The sequence below is a fragment of the Marinifilum fragile genome (assembly GCF_963677365.1).
Lineage (GTDB): Bacteria > Bacteroidota > Bacteroidia > Bacteroidales > Marinifilaceae > Marinifilum > Marinifilum fragile.
The window spans coordinates 1,286,528-1,304,484 of record NZ_OY781962.1 but is presented as its reverse complement, the minus strand read 5'-3'; the positions used below and the strand labels follow the sequence as shown (position 1 = coordinate 1,304,484).

Genomic DNA, 17,957 nt, shown 5'->3' with positions numbered 1-17,957 from the left:
TACTCTTCTATTAACATCAAAGATTATTTTTTGATTACACGTCAGACAATCCCATTTTGACCATAAAACGTTAAAAAGTAGTCGTTTCACATAGTCAAGTCTAGAATATTTATAATCACAATAAGGGCATGTTCTAACTTTCACATTTCTATTATTTAAGGTGATCTCATATATGTAGTTTATTTGAATTATTACCAACGATTAGCACCAAAACTTGATGCCCTCTACCAACACGAGCTTGTAGCTCATGTTCTGATTGAAAGGATAACTAATTTACACATAAGCACGTCAGGGTGGTGATATTTGGTTTTGCGTGTTTGTGCACCCTTCATTTACTCTTACAAGCAATCATTATACCATTGGAATAAAGTTTGCTTAGCTGTATACTAGAGTTAGCTACGCTCCTTACTAGTTAGAAGAAACGCTTCTTACAAAAGTAAGAAGCGTTAATCACAAATTGCACAAAAATACCGAAGGTATTAATCACTTACCTTCTCAAACTTTACTTTACTAACCTCCTCTCGAAGCTCTCTATCTGATCTAAAACTAATGATAACACTTTTAACGTTCTTGGCAGTTACTTCATCTGCAGTGTCTGAACCGTCACTTTTTACCCTAATCGAGAATGTTCCGAGTCCTTCTACTTTTATTGCATTTCCTTTAAGCAATTCCTCTTTTATAAAATCAACAAGAGTAATGGTTACTCCTCTTGCTTCAGCTTTACTTAGTGCTGTTTTCTCAACCAGATAAGTTTCTATCTCTCTTCGTCCCCATGTTCCAGATCTAACTGGCTGAACGTAAAATTTCGATTGCGAACGGTCTTGCGGGTTCTTTTTTTCAATAGGTCTATACTTCATATTTAAATCATTTTATAAGTTTTTTTAATCTGCAGGTATTTAGAACTACTTACGCCCATCCTTAAAAAAAACACTGGCTAAAAATCCATTCTTACCGATAGATTCGAACTTTAAAATAATATTGGTAATAGAGGCAATTTGCTTGCAATAAATTAGCCCCAAGCCTAAACCATTTGCACCTCCTACTTGCTTACTTTTAATTGATTTGTTCTCTTGGTCAGCTAAGTTTTGCTTATCAAATAAATTAAATATTGAGAGTTTAATTATTTGATCTTTTTCTTCTACCGACACTATGATTTCAGAACAGGCAGGTGAAAATTTCACAGCATTGTCTAATAAATTTCTTATTATAATACTTAGAGAGTACTCGTTTGCCCTTACTTTTCCGTCTGATAAATTAATTTGCTTTTTTACTCGTATCAATTTGTCTTGAATCCTGAATTCAAATTCGCTAAGTAAATTATTAATGAGGGCTGGAAAATTAAAATCGATATCACTTTGAATAAATTTAATGATATCATAATTGAATTTTGTAAGCATCTCAGTTTGATTTATTGCATTCGTAGCTAAATGATTGATGGTTTTGTAAATTTTTTGTAATTCTTTATCATCAAGATTAGAGCCATTATTTTCCAGTAAGCTGATATATCCAAGAATAGTTCTTATGGGTGAAGATAAATCATGTGCTATTGTTTTAATCAGCAATAATTCACTTGGTTCTTCATTGATATTATGTAATTCCATATCATCCTTCATATTTCTACATTATAATTAATTCAAATTCTGTTGAAATGGGAAGATTAAGGACATCTATTCATTGCAAAATTAAAAAGTAAATAGAAACACTATTTTTGATGCCCTCAATCTTCTTCAGTCAATAAAAAACAGGATCCCCTTAAATCTTATTTAAATTTACCCCCCTAAAATTTTTCTAAGATCACTCCTGTTATTTACTACTTCTTTTTAAAACATTAATTTTGTTTTTGAAAACTAAACTGTAACAAATCTAGTAGCTAGTCTGCATCATCAAAAGAAATTTTTCACGCCGATTCTATTATTTCACAAAGATTAACTACACGGCTCAACAAATCAATCACTTGAAAATTAATGAAGCAATTGTAATTTCATAATTATCCTATTATATCGAAGGATTTAGTGCGAAAATCCACTCTTTAAATGACAGTAAAATGCATTTTACACTCTGAATGACAATAAATGATGAATTATCGATACCAATTATCCATCGTAACCATCATTTTGAATACCTGGAGAATTGTTAATTTATTAGGTGTGTTTTACCAATAGTAAAAGGATAGCAAATAAGTTTTAAAAGGAGTTGCTATAAATTAACGATAATTAACAGTTTTATTTCATGAGTAATCATACTTTTACACTGCAAAATGAAAAGTAGATAGGTTTATTCAAATCATACAGTAATGAAAAAACTTGTCAAAGACCTTAGAGAGTATTTGTCGCGAGAATCTCTTTTTGGTTATTTAATGCACAATACCAATAAAACTCTGATTTTTATATTCATAGGGATATTTAGTATTCTCATATTTTTTAAGCCTTACATTCTCCCTAATTACGAGCTAAAAGCTCAATTGATCCTAACTATTGGCTGTAGCTTTTGGGGTTGCTTATCATACGCATTAAGCTTTCTGGTTTTTTCTCCTCATAGTAAAAAAATATGGACCAAATGCTTAGAAATTGGCTTGTTTAGTTTGTGTTTTGCAGTAGCATGGTTATCAATTGGGCTGCATACAATCATACATGTTAATTACGTATTTGAACAATTTTACGGATACACTGATATTCCTGAACTACCTGATAACTTTTTTATCGTACTGTTTATATACATTATTGGAATTGGCCTGTTACTATACCTTATCATACACTCATTTGATATTTTCTTGAGCTTCGAAAAGCATGGAAAAAATGATACTCTTTTAAAGAAGCCAGCAAACAACAAGACAAAGCTGGGATATGCAAATTCCGAATCTAAAGTAAGATTTAAGGGAAAAAATGAAAATGAGTTTTTAGAAATCGATATTTCTCAGTTTATAGTGGCAAAATCTAATGGTCATTATATCCAAATATTCTACTTGTGTTGTAACACAGAATTTAAGCAATTTATTCTTCGAAATTCAATGGCTAATGTGGAGCTGCAATTGGTTCATATTGAGCAAACTTACCGATGTCACAAGTCTTATATCATTAACCTTAACTACCTTAAATCGGCCAACACCAACTCCATAAAAAAAACTTCATTCCTTAAACTCCTGCACTATTCCGAAACCATACCGGTTTCACCTAAGAAAATTGATTTTATACAGAATAAACTTGCAGAGAAAAAGAAAATGAGATGACAGTTTAGCTGAATTTCAATCGCCGCTGGCTATGCAGTATTATTTTGAAATTTTCTGATCTCGATAATTGATCTTCTTATTGTACAGACGCAAGGCCTTGCGTCTCTATCTAATATAGATTAATGAAATCATTCTGCAAACCACTAGCCTGATATTACATTCAAATGAATCCGAAGCAATAAGAGAAATCAATAGAACAAATTTATTCTATCTCATTCACCTCTTCTACCAAAAGCTCTTCAGCATCTTCAGTGCCTTCGTCGAACAGTTCGGTTTTGCCACGTTTGATGTATTGTGATAGGGCATTCCAGTTGTAATCCTTCCCATCAGATTCATGTCCGTGGTTAATCTTCATATCGAACAAATGACTTAAGCCTGCTTGTTCAAATAATTCTATCATCTGCTCATTCTCTCTTAAGTTGGCATCAATAAAATTTTGTAGGGTATCTATTTTCCAATAGGAAATTTCTTCCTTACTAAGTCCAGATAATTCTCCCAATTTATCGCCCTCGGGTGTTGAATGGTGAGTTAAAAACAGGAAGGTTTTAATAATAAGTCGATTCTTATTTATAGTGGCAACAAAATATCCACACTTGGTTTCGAAATAGTAAAAAGGAATTAAAATGCGTCCATTGTAAAATTCAATGTGTAAATCATGTCTCAGGTAGTAATTCATCGCCCAAACCACTTCAGTATCGAATAAAGGTTTAAGCCTGCTTAAAATTCTATGGTAGGCATGTCGTTGAATACATACTGGCAGGTATTTCTTCTTGCCATTGTACAAGCCTTTCAAATCTTTGGTTCGTACAAAAGTCCATTGCATTTCAAAACCATTGTTAACGTATCCGAGTTGAAAAACAGCTCTATTCCTTCCCTCTTCCTCATAGAAACTTTCTCTTGGCGCAATACTTTCTAAAGAAGATTCCCAATTCATTCTCAACGTGGGATAATTTTTAACCTTTGCATCCAATTTTAAAATGTACACATTATAGTCGAAAACATTGGTGGCATTGGCTACAAAAGCATAGTGTTGAATCATCTTTCCAAAATGACTTTCAAAATCACCAATGTATTCTACCATGGGCTGAAAGGCATCCATTAAAAATTCATAGCGTTCGGGGTAATCCTTATTAAATGAGGTAATAAAGTAATTTGCCACAAGAACTTCATAATTTGTAAGTTCAATTGCTTCGCTTTTACGCACACAATTCATTGGATCTGAGAAGAAATCGTTTACAAATTTTTCAAAAAACTGTATACTATCCGCTGTATAGTACTGTTTCTTATTGGTTTTTAATTTTAGAACAAAAACTGAACATCCAAAAGCTCTTATTTTTTCTTCCTTGCTGAGCAACTTGTATGAATCGGCACAATTCATTTTTTCGCAAACTGCCTCAACAATTTTTAAATATTTCTTTCTGAGTAGACTATTCTGATAAGGTGAGTTGTTTTGCTTCCTTTTAACCTGGGGTTTTGCTTTTTTCCTCTTTTTAGCCATAAGATTCAATTTTACAGTAGTCACCTATAAAATTAACAATATAATTTAGAAACAAAACTTTTTCTTTCGATTAATGAAATATTATTAACGATTTTATCTGATAAATCCCTTAATTACTGACAATAACATAACCATTTTATGAATTCCACAAACTTTGAATTGAATTCGCATTAAACATTTAGATCATCAAGCGATAAAGATTAACTAGATTGTAATTCCCTTTAATGGCAAAGGGAGGCACATTCCTGCACCTCCTTCGTTAACATCTATTCTTAAAGCAATCTTTGTTTAAAACCTCAAATGAAAATTCACAGTGGGTCCATGATGCAGGACATCGAAATCGGTTTCAAAATCCACATCTTCATTACTGAACAAATTGGGTCCTGTAATTTTATCGCTAAACAAATAATTGAGATTGTAGCCAAATGAAAAATCGATTTTACAGTTTTTTGAATTGCTAACAATAAAATTGAAATAGGCCTCTAATGAGAAGTCAATTGCCCAATGTGTTACATCCTGGTTTACATTTGCATAATTGCATTCATCCTGAAATAGTGCAATGTAAATATCCGATTTCCACTTGGGCGTAATGAAATACTTTAGTCTATCCCTAAAGGACAAGGGCTTATTGCTACGTTCGGTTTTGATATGTAGTAATTTGTTATTTAGTACGCCCAAACCAATTCCTATGCTATGAATGTCTTTAATTTCGGGATCTGAAATCCAATTGTACTCAATGTCTTCATCTTCAGATTTTTGAAAGTAAACAATGGGAAGGTTCAGGTTTCGATATCGAAGTCCCCAATATACCGCAGCAATATTTTTAATGGGATGCACTACTTTAAAGTCAATTTGTGTGTATTTGGAATCGAAATCATGGGACTCATCCAGGTCTCCATTTCCATTGTATTTTTTTAAACTTGAAGCAAAGCTGGAGTTCTGAAATTCTAAAAAGTAATTGCTCTTTTTGCCAAAATACCCAACTGCAAAGCCTAATAAATCGCTTGCCAGTCTTTCTTTTGACTCGTGGGAACCCGACAAGGCCAAAACCGAAAACAAGAGCTCCACTCCTATTTTCTTTCCCTTGAGTGCAACAGTGGTGGTTTCTATCCAATTGTGTTCACTCTTTAATTGATAATCCTGACCATTGATTGTAGCCTGAAGGAAACTTACATTGTAATTGCAATACCAATAGTTATTAGTAAGCTGAAAGTAATTAAAGTTATTGGGCTGATTGTAAAAGGTAAGTTTATCAGCTTTTGAGGCGAAGCAAAAGAGTAATGCAAATAAGAGTAGTGGGAATACTTTTTTCATAGGTGTATGGTATCAATTTTTGTTTGTTAATGTTGTTTTATGTGGTAGATATTAAGAACTAAATTACACAGATCGGGATGGATTCAAAGCCAATTCCAGACCTAGTAAGCAAGCTGCAATTGTTATTGTTTGAGCCATGCATTTTACTTAGCAAAGCGGTGGCTTGGAATTCCATGAGACCAGCTGTTTTTACAAGCTAACGAACCGTATATTTTTCATTAATTTGATATCATATTTGCAGAATTGAAATAAATGCTTTTATCTTTGCAGAGCATTTCACCCTTTTGTTGAATGAATTATAAGAAAGGGAAAGCAGTATGTTGGAGTTTAGATTACATATCACCAAAGAGATCGGGAAAGCTTAGAACAGTTTTAAGCTTCGTATTACTTCGTCCTGATCCACTCGAAAGGGAGTATTGTTCCCATTCGGTTTATCATGAATTATAATATTTACTGCAGGTGAAAATTGAACCTGTTGTTGTGTGCTGTGGCGATTCCTGCTACAGTTCAAATTGGTTTGTGTGCGCCATTTGTTATGGCACAGACAGGAAGGTGGGTCTGCTATCCTATTGGAATTGCTGTACCCTCTCCCATTGCACAGGCCTTAAACATGTTGATATGAGCAATCAAAAACTTAGAGGGAAAGACCTCGATAAAATAAATTATCCAACAAATCAGGCCAAGAGTATGGCCCTGGAAATTGTTCAAAAAGATTACAAACGCTTACCGAAAAAGGAAAAGTTGAACTTGTTGGAGGATATACTCCTGCATGCCAACAAGTATTTGGAGCATGCTTCCTTTTCGAAACTGGCTGAACTTTTTGTTGGAAAGCGTGATGCTGAAACTGGAACTGCTTACGAGCTGAGGGAAATCCCGGAAAACTACAAGGTATTTGGTGGAAAACTGATTCTGCCGGATTGCATGCAACAGATGGATATGGCCATGCGTCTCCCCATAAGTCATTCAGGGGCCTTGATGCCTGATGCACATGTGGGCTATGGTTTGCCCATTGGTGGTGTATTGGCAGCAAAGAATGCTGTAATTCCTTATGGTATTGGTTTGGATATTGGCTGTAGAATGTCTTTGAGCATTTACGAGCTTCCGAAGAATTTCCTGAAACGATATGCTTACCAGATTCAGAATGCTTTAAGGGAATGTACCCATTTTGGCATTGGTAAAGATTGTCATTTGAGCAATGATCATGCAGTTCTGGAGGATTCTGCTTTTGCCGCTACTCCTTTGTTGAAGCAATTGCATGGCAAAGCGAGAATGCAATTGGGAAGTTCAGGTTCGGGCAATCATTTTGTGGAATTTGGCGTGGTGGAATTGCCCGGGCAGAACCAGCTGCATCTTCCCGAAGGAGAATACCTGGGCATTTTGGCTCACTCGGGATCGAGAGGACTGGGCGCTGCCATTGCGAATTATTACCTTGACATTGCCATGCAGAAATGCCATTTGCCCAAAGGAGCTCAGCACTTGGCCTGGCTCGATTTGGATGGGGAAGCTGGTGAGGAATACTGGTTATCGATGAATCTTGCCGGTGATTATGCCAAAGCCTGTCATGATGTGATTCATGAGAACCTGGCAAAATCGCTGGGCTTAACATGCATTGCAAAGCTTGAGAATCACCACAATTTTGCCTGGAAGGAAGTACTAAACGGACAAGAGTTAATTGTGCACAGAAAGGGTGCTACACCTGCTCATGATGGTCAGATGGGTATCATTCCTGCCAATATGATGGATGCGGCTTATTTGGTTTCGGGGAAAGGGAATGCTTCTTCTCTCTGTTCTGCATCGCATGGTGCCGGCAGAAGGCTAAGCAGGAAAAAGGCGAAAGAATCGATTACTGGTAGTGAACTAAGGAAGCGTTTGAAACAAAAAGACATCTGTTTGATGGGTGGCAATGTGGACGAAGCTCCAATGGCTTACAAGAATCTGGAAGAGGTGATGCATTACCAGAAGGACCTGGTAGATGTGGAGGGGAAATTTTACCCTCGTATTGTGAGAATGGATAGAGTTTGAGCAATTAACAATGATCAATTAGCAATTAGCTGTTGGCTGAGAGCTGTAAATTTTAAAAGAGATGGACAAAATTATATTACAAATCACATCAGGACGCGGACCAGCAGAATGCTGTTTGTTGGTAGCCAAAATATATGAACAAGTGTTGAAGGAAGCATGTAAGAAAAATCTTACAGTAAATCTTTTGGAGACTGAGGTGGGACCCCAAAGAGGTACTTACCATTCTGTTACTCTTGAACTGAAAGGAGATTACGCTAATGACTTCGCCAAAGAGTGGCTGGGCAGTATTCTTTGGGTGATGCAGAGTCCATACCGAAAGAATCACAAAAGAAAAAACTGGTATGCAGCGATTAATAAACTTAGCCTACCAGATAAAATGCATGATGTTCCAGATGGTGATATTTCCTATCAGGCGATTCGTTCGGGCGGACCGGGCGGACAGCATGTAAACAAAGTGAGCACGGCCATACGAGCCACACACAAAGCCAGTAAGCTTTCTGTTTTGGCATCGGACAGCAGGTCGCAGATTCAGAATAAGAAATTGTCCAAAGAACGATTGATTGAATTGTTGCACCTGCAGCAGTTGCAGAAAAGGAAGGCTGAGGAACAAGAAGATTGGATGAATCACAATGCCTTGCAAAGAGGAAATCCTGTAAAGGTTTTTGCTGGTAGTGATTTTAAAAATCTGTAAACAAAAACAATCTGTAAACAAAAACAAAAGAAAAGTATGAGTACACTAGCAAACCAATATTATCTGAAAGCATTAGATCTGTATCCATACGATCTAGAGGAAAGCATGGAGAATTTAAACTATGCCCTAAGTTGCGATCAGGATCACATTGGAGCCAATTATTTGATGGGCAAATTGCATTTGGAGCAGTTGAACGAATATGAAAGTGCCGAAGAATATTTCATTACAGCTATGGCTTCTCATTCCGAAAATGCCAATGTTTGCATGGATTACGCTTCTCTTCTGATTCAGGTAAGAGAGTATGATAGAGCCAATGATTTGCTTTCCTATGCAAAAAAGATCAAAGGAGTTGATCTATCGAAAATCAAAGTCAGAAAGGCTTTGATACACGAGCATAAGGGCAATTACAAAAAGGCCATAAAAGTTTTTCGAAAGGCTTTGCTGCATGCCTATAACGAGGAGGAAATCAATAAAATTGAGGAGGATGTAAAACGTGTAAAAATGAAAAAGAAATTGGTGAGTAAGACCAAAAAAAAGAAGGAGGAGTAATGGCTCTTCCTTCTTCATTTATCCCTTTACTACAGCCAAGGGTTCCAACTCTACCCTAATTTTTACCAGGTCTTTTTGGTTTTCCATTACCTGGTGGATGTCTTTATAGGCACCAGCTGCTTCATCTAAATCCTTCTGTCCTCTTATGGCATGAAGAATTCCTTTTTTATCTAGGCGATTGATCTCCTCTTGCAAGTCAAGTTCACGTTGTGCCTGCTTTCTACCCATTTTACGACCTGCTCCATGCGAACAGGAGTGAAAACTTTGCGGATTTCCCAATCCTTCCACAATATAGGATTTGGTTCCCTGCGAACCGGGAATGATACCAATCTCCCCTTCTCTGGCACTGGTAGCTCCTTTTCGATGTACAATTACATCTTTTCCGAAATGATGTTCCCAAGCCGCATAATTGTGGGCGATGTTTATGATTTCTGAAAACTCAAGAGGCTCAGACAATACACTTTTAAAAGCTTCTTGCACTCTTTCCATCATCAGTTTTCGGTTGGCAAAAGCAAAATCGACACAATACTGCATGGCTTTTATGTACTCCTTTGCCTCTTGGCTTTCGATGGGCAAAAAGGCCAGGTCCCAGTTCGAAGGTACTTGAGAATGCCATCTTGAGTTCAGATTTTTAGCCAATTTATTGTAATAATCGGCAACCTGTTTTCCCAGATTTCGACTACCCGAATGTATCATCACCCAAATACAATTGTCGGAACCATACTGTATTTCAATAAAGTGATTCCCTCCTCCTAAGCTTCCCAACTGGTACAATGCATTTTGATAATGATTCTTAATCACTTCAGGCACAGACTCCACTTCCGGCATCAACTTCTCATTCTGAGCTTGTGCATGCTTGGAGAAACCCAGTGGAATTCTGCTTCGAATTCCGCTCATTATTTTTTTGAGACTTTCAGAATCGAGGTCTTCGATATTGGTTTTTACGGCACACATTCCGCAACCAATATCAACACCTACCGCATTGGGAACAACTACTCTCAGCGTGGCCAAAACGCCACCTATTGGCATTCCATATCCACAATGTGCATCGGGCATTAAGGCCACATGCTTAAAGGCAAAGGGCAGATTGGCAAGGTTCTCGGCTTGCTTTAAGGCTGATTCTTCCAAATCGCTCACCCACATTTTTATTGGGATTCTTTCTGTTGAATTTATATTTATCATGACTTTTTTTTCTTTCAGCGGTCAGCTATCAGCCAACAGCTAATCGATAATTGTTAATTGATCACTGTTTACTGTTCACAGTAAAAATTTCCTTTAACTGATTAACCACCTGGGAACCTCCCGAAAGACTGATGTTATTAATCTTTTCAGAGATTTTCTCAACATATTCCATCTCTTTCAATTTAAACAGCATCTCGTTCTCTTCCATTAGTTTCGCAGTGTTCAACAAACTTCTGGTTGATGCAGTTTCCTCTCTTCTGGTAATGATATTTGCCTGGGCTTGCTTTTGTGCAATCAATACCTGGTTCATGATCTCTTTTACATCTCCAGGCAATATAATATCTCTAATACCACTATCCAAAAGTTTAACACCTAAGGCAGCCACCCTTTCATTTGTATTTTCCTGAATGAAAGAAGATACACTCTCTTTTTTCTCTAATATTTCATCTAATGTAAGCGATCCCAAATACTCTCTTAATGCCAATTGCAATAGAATGTACAATTGTTTTTCGAAGTCCTTGTTTTCCATGATTGCTTTTTTTATATCATTCACTTGATAAAGAGCAAAGAAATTGACTCTTAAGGCAGCTTTGTCCTTACTCAGGATTTCCTGACCCGACACTTCGAACTTTTGTTGCCTGGTATCTATCTTATATACTTGGATTGGGCTTGCATTTTTCCAGAAATGATAGGTTCCAGCTTCAAGTTCTCGTTTGAACTTGCCATCCACAAAAAGCAATGCCGTTTCATATGATTCTACCTGGTATACCCTTAGGTAAGGCAGGACATTGGTTCTTGAAAGTATGGTCTTTTCAATCTGATCAGAAACTTCTATTTCCCTGGTATTTACTGTTTGAAATGACAATGGTGTATAACCTTTCCACCATGCATAGATTCCTGCGGAAAGTACCGTTTTAAATATTCCATTTTCATACATAAAACTTAACTCACCATCTTTAACTTCCACTATACTAAGCAAATTCTTCAAGTTTTCATCTTGTAAATAGATGGCCAATTCTTCGGTAGATGTAAATGCACCCTTTCTTTCTAAAACATTTACTTGTTCGAAGGGGCTTATCCAATAAGTTCCTTCAGTAAGGACTTTCTTGTATTCCTCTTTCCTGTATACAAGTCCTACAGTTCCTTTTCTAATTCTTACTCTTTTCATGATTGTTTGTTTATTGTATTGATTTTAAATTTCTTCTTTAAAAAGAAAGGAACTTGTGCCTAACCGCCTCTACAAAGTGGAAGCTCTAATGCTTGCAAATTGCAACATTTGGTTCGTAAGAGTGAATTGCCAAGTCTATTCTACTTGATTCTTCCCCCTATAAAGCAAATGTTTCCTTTGAAAGGGATTACAACTTTCGAAACCTTGTAAAGACTGCTTTATCTTTCAGAAAGAAAAGCTGGTCTGGCACAAATTACTTTCGGCTGGTAGGCTTTTTTTGAAGTGCCTGTCTTCGTTTTAATGGATTTTTTGGCCATAATTTGGTTGTTACTCTACCCGTACTGAGTTATCCTTGTTTTAGGAGAGGGATTCGAACCCCCGACACACAACGTGAATGAAAAATTCCATCAGTAACAAAAGCATATTTAACCCTATTGGGTCAATACTACCAAGCTATACAGAAACTTAAGTCAGGTCTGTGAACTGAGGATTTTTTCATGATTTTTCCTTCTTTGCAGAAGGTATTTTTTTTCATACCAAAAGTATGCGATCATCATTTTAAAGAACTTTCTGATACAAAGGTGCAGCTCCAGTGCGCAATCTTTTTGCGCAGTAAAATATTTTTTCTACTTTTCTTAAAAAAAAATCAAATGCCAGTAAATAGAAATGCCTTAATCCGCTATACAACCATTGACAAATGCCTTAGAAATCAGTATCGAAAATGGACTTTGGAAGATTTAATGGAAGCCTGTTCTGATGCACTTTATGAGTTTGAAGGAATTGACAAAGGGGTAAGCAGACGAACCATACAATTGGATATCCAAAACATGAGAAGTGAAAAATTGGGATACAATGCGCCCATTGTGGTTACCGATAAAAAATTCTACACTTATGATAATCCTGAGTATTCCATTACCCAGCTTCCTTTATCGGATCAGGATTTGAATAAATTGAATGATGCAGTAGAAATCCTAAAACAATTCCAGGGATTTTCACATTTCTCTGAAATGACCGGATTGATTCAAAAGTTGGAAAACAAAATCCATACAGAGCAAAGTAAGGAAAGATCAATCATCCACATCGACACAAATGAAAATTTAAAAGGCCTTGAGCATTTGAATGCACTCTACCAGGCTATTCAATCAAAAAAAGTTTTGAGGTTAGAATATCAATCATTTAAAGCACGAAACAGAAATTCAATATACTTCTATCCCTATTTGTTAAAGGAATTCAATAACCGCTGGTTTCTTATTGGGAGACAGAAATTAAAAAAAAACAAATTCATGACACTAGCTCTGGATAGAATTCACTCCGTTGAGCATCAGGAAAGCATGGAATTTTTGGATGATCCAGATTTTAATCCTGACGAATATTACAAACATTCTATAGGAGTTACGGTGAATGAAGGATTGAGTCCAAGAACCATAAGCATAAAACTTGACCGAACTCATGCCCCTTATGTCATTACCAAACCCATTCATGCATCACAAAAAATGATTGATAATGGGCCTAATGGCATTACCATACAAATAAAAGTGATACCAAATTATGAATTGGAACGTGTTCTTCTTGGTTTTGGTCCTGGCTTGGAAGTTATTTCTCCTCCATCAATGAGAAAGAGAATTGGCATATTAACTGAACAGGCTGGTTTAGTATATAAAAAGTGAATTCCTTTCAGTAGACATCTCAGTATCTCAAATGATTCATTTAGCGTCAACAAAAGAATGTCAACTTTGAGTAAGGCTGTTTATAAACAAGAGAATGTCCAAAAATTTCAATCATATTGTCATTCTGATCCCGAAGAATCGGAAAAAGAATCTGCTCTTTTGATGATCAGATGTTTCACTTTGTTCAACATGACACTATATTAATTTGAACTTACTTTTTGGACATCCTCTTTTTTATCTAATCAATTAAAGTGGTTGAATCATCGCGGCCATACCTCCACCGGGTGCCATTTTCAACTCATATTGAAAAGTATTGTCTACAATAATTTCTTTCATTTTAAAATCTGTGGCATTTCTGTCTGCATTGATACCATCCTGATAAATGGTCATTTTGTATTTTTTTTCCTTTGGTAAGAAAGAAAGATCAAATTGCAGTATGCGTGCATCCCAATCGGTCATGGCACCCAAATACCACTCTTTGCCTTTTCTTCTGGCAAGAAGCAGGTAGTCGGATATTTTTGCATCCAATACTTTGGTTTCATCCCATACCGCTGGAACTGCCGATAAGAACTTCATGCATTCAGGCTCTTTTCGGTAATTCGATGGGTTATCACAAAGCATTTGCAATGGGCTCTCGTAAGCAACATACATGGCCAACTGGTGGCAACGTGTTCCCATACTCATAGGGCGATCGAAAATCGGTTTGTAATTTTTCTTTTGAGCATTGTTCATTGCTCCTGGCGTATAATCCATTGGGCCAGCCACCATGCGTGAGAAAGGGGTAATCAGGTTATGCTCGGGAGTTTGTCTAATGCTCCATTTGTACTGCTCTCCTCCGTTCACTCCTTCGCGGGTAAGCACATTCGGGTATTTTCTTCTCAAACCCGCTGGCTTGTATGAACCGTGGAAGTCCACGAGAATCTCTCTCTTTGCCGATTCTTTGGCAATCTTGTGATAATAGTTTACCATCCATTGGTCATCCTTATCCATAAAATCTACCTTGATGCCTTTGATTCCCCATTTTTGGAACTGATCCAAGGCAGGCTCCAGCTGATCATCTAATGTTTTCCACACCACCCAAAGAATGAGGCCTACTCCTTTCTTTTTTGCATAGTTGGCAAGTTCTTCCATATCCATTTCAGGAACGATCTTCAGTAAATCTCCCAACTCATACCAACCTTCATCCAATATGATGTACTCCAAACCATAATCAGCGGCAAAATCGATGTAATACTTGTAGGTTTCGGTATTAATTCCTGCACGAAAATCAACACCATACACATTGTTGGCATTCCACCAATCCCAGGCTACTTTTCCCGGTTTAATCCATGAAGGATCTTTAATTTCGCAAGGATCAGCCAGCAACCATGATAGTTGGTTGGTTATCAGGTCACCATCTTTTTCAGCAATGGCAATGTAGCGCCAGGGAAATGTTCTGGTTCCCTTGGTTTTGGCGATGTAATCTTTTCTATCTCTAACGAATACATCTCTATCGCCCACCTGTTCTGTTTTATTTGGGTAAGCAGGAAAAGTAGAAACCAGAGCATTTCCTTCAGCTCCATTGAACCACATTCCCGGATAATCTTCCAAATCCGTTTCGCCAATCACCAACTTTGGGCCTTTACCTGTATCCATTAGGACGGGTAAACTTCCCAGATCCTTTGAAGATAACTCTCCCAGGGAGGTAAAGTCATAATAGACCTGGTTGTTGGAATGGAAGCTTCTTTCCTTTGGCCAGTACACCATATTGTTTTCCGGAAAATTGAAATTTCCTTTTTCTGATTTAACAGTTATTTCACCCGGCAAGTGAGTACCAAATCGATAGGCAACACCATTATTGTAGGCTCTGAAAATCACATCAAATCCTTTTTCGAAAGTCAGTTTCAGTTCGTTGAAATTTTCGTGAATCAATTCACTCTTTTCACATACTTCCGGCTTAATCATTCGGTTTACGGAATTGGTATTCTTTTGGATTACTTTCGGCTCTTTCCCCAGAATGATTCCCTCCAGCTCCAGGGCAATTACCGTAGGATTGAGCAGAGGGGTTTGCTTGTATTGTACTGCAAAAGTTAAGTCTTCTCCTGTTTGAATTCGTATGCTTGTTTTTTTATCTGGCGATTGCAATTGATAGTCCTTCGCAAATACTGCGCTTATGCACAGGCAAAGGCTAAAAAGGCAAATTATTTTTTTAGTCATGATTCACGTTTATTTGGTTAGTTCTAAGATTTGATTTTGATAGGGTGCTGGATAGGCAGAAATCCATACTTCTGGTTTGAAATCGAGATTTTCTTTGTCGAAGCCGATAACAAACACTTCAATCTCTTTTCCTTTCATGTTTTTATTTAAGGGAAGATAATAGGTGTAATTGCTATCTCTTTTAACATTCACAAATTCCCAGGTATTGGATGGAAAAGAAACGCTTCTATCTGGGCATCCTACCAGTTCACCATCTATTTTTGCGGCAGCATAAGCCCCTTCGATTCCATGCTTCCCTTCAATGGCAATTGACAAGTAGCTTCCCTCCGGAATTTCATTCAGATTGAATTTTGCACTCCATGCCTTTTGTGCTTTTTTCCTGTTTGTATGCGCAAACAGGTTGGATGCTCTCCATTTGCTTCTATCCAACATCTGTCCATCCTTCCAGGCTTCAATTTCCACAATTCGTCCTGGCTGATCCCACAATCGGATGTAGCGAACTGATCCGTTGATATCAATTCTCATTTCTTCTCCTGCATAGTAAGTAAGCGTTTTCCAGCTTTTCAGATCCGAAGAAACTTCAGCGTAATTTCCTTCATCTTTCAATAGTGGTTGTAGAGAAAAATCATCGGGAACCCTAATCATCAAATGGTCCACATCAGTGATTTCACCCAAATCAAGACGAAAACATCCTCCTTCAACTTTTTGGTCGATATTGTATTTTCTGCTAGGCCAAAATCCTGTCTTCCTATCGCCATCAAACAGGTTTTTATCCCATACTCCTCTATCTACAAAAACGGATTGATTAAAGAAAGCATCGCGAGCCTTTTGAACCTGAGGGATATTACTTGCTCCTGATCTCTCCAGTGAACGAACCTCCAATGCATTGTTGTCGGCCGCATAACAGGTTGCCTCGTAGAGTGCCTTTGCATCCTGTGGAATTTCAACCTCTTCTAAAGCCGCCAATTTTCGGTAAGCTTCCTGCTTTAAAGCTTCTCCCTCAAATTTAAGCTTAAACGTTTTTCCTTTAAGTAATGAGGAAACTGACTTTCCGTTGAGTTTTGCTGTGTTGTATTTGTCAGCATTCACCAGCTGAATTTTCGAATTGCTACCAGGCATTCCCAATAGCTTGATAAGTGTGGACTTGCCAGGAACATTTCGTACTACTTCATAATCTGCACCTATTACGCCAGGCTCATCACAATGATTGGCTGTTGCCAAAATTAAGCAGGAGCGAAATGGCGCTACTTCCACTTCAACTTCACTCCCTGCCTGATAGAAGCCTAATATTTTTTCTGTAGGGTGGAACTGACGTACTTCAATTTCACTTTCTACATTCAATCCAATCTCCTGATCTAGTTTTACCTTGTAAGTAATGGGTTCCCAAGTCAAATTTCTTAACGTAAGCAACCTTGTTTCCTTATCTCCCCTCGACACTGCAGATTTTCCATACTTCTCTTCAGGCAGTACCATTCCATTAACCAGAATTTTACCATACTTGCGATGCAGGTTGTAAATTCTTGCCAGCTTGGCAAATTCCTCATCTTTCAACAACCATGGGTTGCCATAAATCTCCGGCGCCAATATCATACTACGGTTAAAAGCCTGAAGAATCAAATCGTCATCCCAATAATCCAGACAGGAGGAAATACAAACCCCATGGTCCTCAGTCAATCTTTTCAAGCCTGGTACTAATCCTCTTTCCAATGCTCCTGCCCTGTGGTGAGGAGCTGTGGTGGTATTGGATGTAAACACATCAATATAAGTTTCCTGTCCTCCCCATAAAAATGTTGTTGCATATGGTTTTCCTTTGTTCAATCCCAATCGGTGATTCAAAAGAATCAAGTCGGGGCTGTAAGTGCGACACTCCTGCATCATCTTTATAAATGCATCTTCTTTTTCAGGACGCAAAGGACCACATACCGCATCAAATTTAAAGAGGGCAAATTCATAATCTTTACAAAGGCTTACCATCTGATTGATACGTGCCTTTTTTTCCTCTTCACTCTCTCCAAAACCATCGGGTCCTCCCCAAACCCCCAATCGGGTTCCCATGGCCTTCGCTTTTTGATACATCGGATCAAATCCATTTGGAAACTGCCTCTTAAAGCGGTCAGAATAGATGCTCCCATAAAAACGCTTTCCATCAATGGCTCCTGCATCAAAAGCATAAATATCCAAAATCATCCCATACTCATCCTGAAGCCATTGAAAAAATTCCAGGTTAATTAAGGTCTGCTCTTCAGTTGCTCCCTCATTGGTATTGTTGATCCAGGAAAAATACTGGGCCCTGGATGGGCTTTGTTCATCAGCTCCCGGAAAGACCTTTTCCTGCCCCATTACATTTTGAATGAGACACCAGAAGACCATTGCTACAATTGTTCTTTTCATTTGATTTTAATTTGTCACAGTTGCCATATAAAACTTACCATTCGCAAATAATC

Annotated in this window: 13 protein-coding genes; 5 read left to right on the top strand and 8 right to left on the bottom strand. The window is 37.4% G+C overall.

The window, feature by feature from the left end; translation table 11 throughout:
• Positions 1-479: 479 nt before the first annotated feature.
• Both ACKPCA_RS05035 and ACKPCA_RS05030 read right to left on the bottom strand, forming a co-directional pair.
• On the bottom strand, positions 480-857 hold the full coding sequence (locus tag ACKPCA_RS05035; protein WP_321281745.1) for an HU family DNA-binding protein: 378 nt from the start codon (positions 855-857) through the stop codon (positions 480-482).
• A gap of 45 nt (positions 858-902) precedes the next feature.
• A complete protein-coding gene (locus tag ACKPCA_RS05030; RefSeq protein WP_321281744.1) occupies positions 903-1,613 on the bottom strand; it encodes a sensor histidine kinase in 711 nt (236 codons plus the stop codon).
• Between the two features lie 680 nt (positions 1,614-2,293).
• On the opposite strand from ACKPCA_RS05030, the gene ACKPCA_RS05025 reads away from it, so the two are divergent.
• The gene (locus ACKPCA_RS05025) at positions 2,294-3,226 is read left to right on the top strand and encodes a LytTR family DNA-binding domain-containing protein (RefSeq protein WP_321281743.1); all 933 of its coding nucleotides are present in this window, start codon (positions 2,294-2,296) and stop codon (positions 3,224-3,226) included.
• Between the two features lie 202 nt (positions 3,227-3,428).
• Here ACKPCA_RS05025 and ACKPCA_RS05020 read toward each other — a convergent pair whose 3' ends face one another.
• Positions 3,429-4,724: a hypothetical protein gene (locus tag ACKPCA_RS05020; protein WP_321281742.1), complete on the bottom strand. Its 1,296-nt coding sequence runs from the start codon at positions 4,722-4,724 to the stop codon at positions 3,429-3,431.
• Positions 4,725-5,012: 288 nt separating this feature from the next.
• Positions 5,013-6,038 (bottom strand): hypothetical protein, encoded by a 1,026-nt coding sequence (locus ACKPCA_RS05015; protein ID WP_321281741.1) that lies wholly within the window; start codon positions 6,036-6,038, stop codon positions 5,013-5,015.
• Positions 6,039-6,656: 618 nt separating this feature from the next.
• Between ACKPCA_RS05015 and ACKPCA_RS05010 the strand changes: the two genes are divergently transcribed.
• The 3 genes from ACKPCA_RS05010 to ACKPCA_RS05000 all read left to right on the top strand — a co-directional run bounded on the left by ACKPCA_RS05010 (position 6,657) and on the right by ACKPCA_RS05000 (position 9,300).
• On the top strand, positions 6,657-8,060 hold the full coding sequence (locus tag ACKPCA_RS05010) for an RtcB family protein (RefSeq protein WP_321281740.1): 1,404 nt from the start codon (positions 6,657-6,659) through the stop codon (positions 8,058-8,060).
• Positions 8,061-8,121: 61 nt separating this feature from the next.
• Positions 8,122-8,751, top strand: coding sequence for a peptide chain release factor H (gene prfH, locus ACKPCA_RS05005; protein WP_321281739.1), 630 nt, complete (start codon positions 8,122-8,124; stop codon positions 8,749-8,751).
• A gap of 36 nt (positions 8,752-8,787) precedes the next feature.
• On the top strand, positions 8,788-9,300 hold the full coding sequence (locus ACKPCA_RS05000; protein WP_321281738.1) for a hypothetical protein: 513 nt from the start codon (positions 8,788-8,790) through the stop codon (positions 9,298-9,300).
• 18 nt (positions 9,301-9,318) lie between these two features.
• Here the strand turns inward: ACKPCA_RS05000 and ACKPCA_RS04995 are convergent, their stop codons facing one another.
• Both ACKPCA_RS04995 and ACKPCA_RS04990 read right to left on the bottom strand, forming a co-directional pair.
• On the bottom strand, positions 9,319-10,482 hold the full coding sequence (locus tag ACKPCA_RS04995; RefSeq protein ID WP_321281737.1) for an RtcB family protein: 1,164 nt from the start codon (positions 10,480-10,482) through the stop codon (positions 9,319-9,321).
• Between the two features lie 61 nt (positions 10,483-10,543).
• Positions 10,544-11,650: a slipin family protein gene (locus ACKPCA_RS04990; protein ID WP_321281736.1), complete on the bottom strand. Its 1,107-nt coding sequence runs from the start codon at positions 11,648-11,650 to the stop codon at positions 10,544-10,546.
• A gap of 650 nt (positions 11,651-12,300) precedes the next feature.
• Here ACKPCA_RS04990 and ACKPCA_RS04985 point away from each other — a divergent pair.
• Positions 12,301-13,317: a helix-turn-helix transcriptional regulator gene (locus ACKPCA_RS04985; RefSeq protein WP_321281735.1), complete on the top strand. Its 1,017-nt coding sequence runs from the start codon at positions 12,301-12,303 to the stop codon at positions 13,315-13,317.
• 246 nt (positions 13,318-13,563) lie between these two features.
• Here ACKPCA_RS04985 and ACKPCA_RS04980 read toward each other — a convergent pair whose 3' ends face one another.
• Together ACKPCA_RS04980 and ACKPCA_RS04975 are read right to left on the bottom strand one after the other, a co-directional pair.
• Positions 13,564-15,513 carry a glycoside hydrolase family 97 protein gene (locus ACKPCA_RS04980; protein WP_321281734.1) on the bottom strand — a complete coding sequence of 650 codons (1,950 nt, stop codon included), beginning with the start codon at positions 15,511-15,513 and terminating at the stop codon, positions 13,564-13,566.
• A 9-nt stretch (positions 15,514-15,522) separates the two neighbouring features.
• Complete coding sequence (locus ACKPCA_RS04975) at positions 15,523-17,904, bottom strand: hypothetical protein (protein ID WP_321281733.1); 2,382 nt, start codon at positions 17,902-17,904, stop codon at positions 15,523-15,525.
• Positions 17,905-17,957 lie beyond the last annotated feature (53 nt).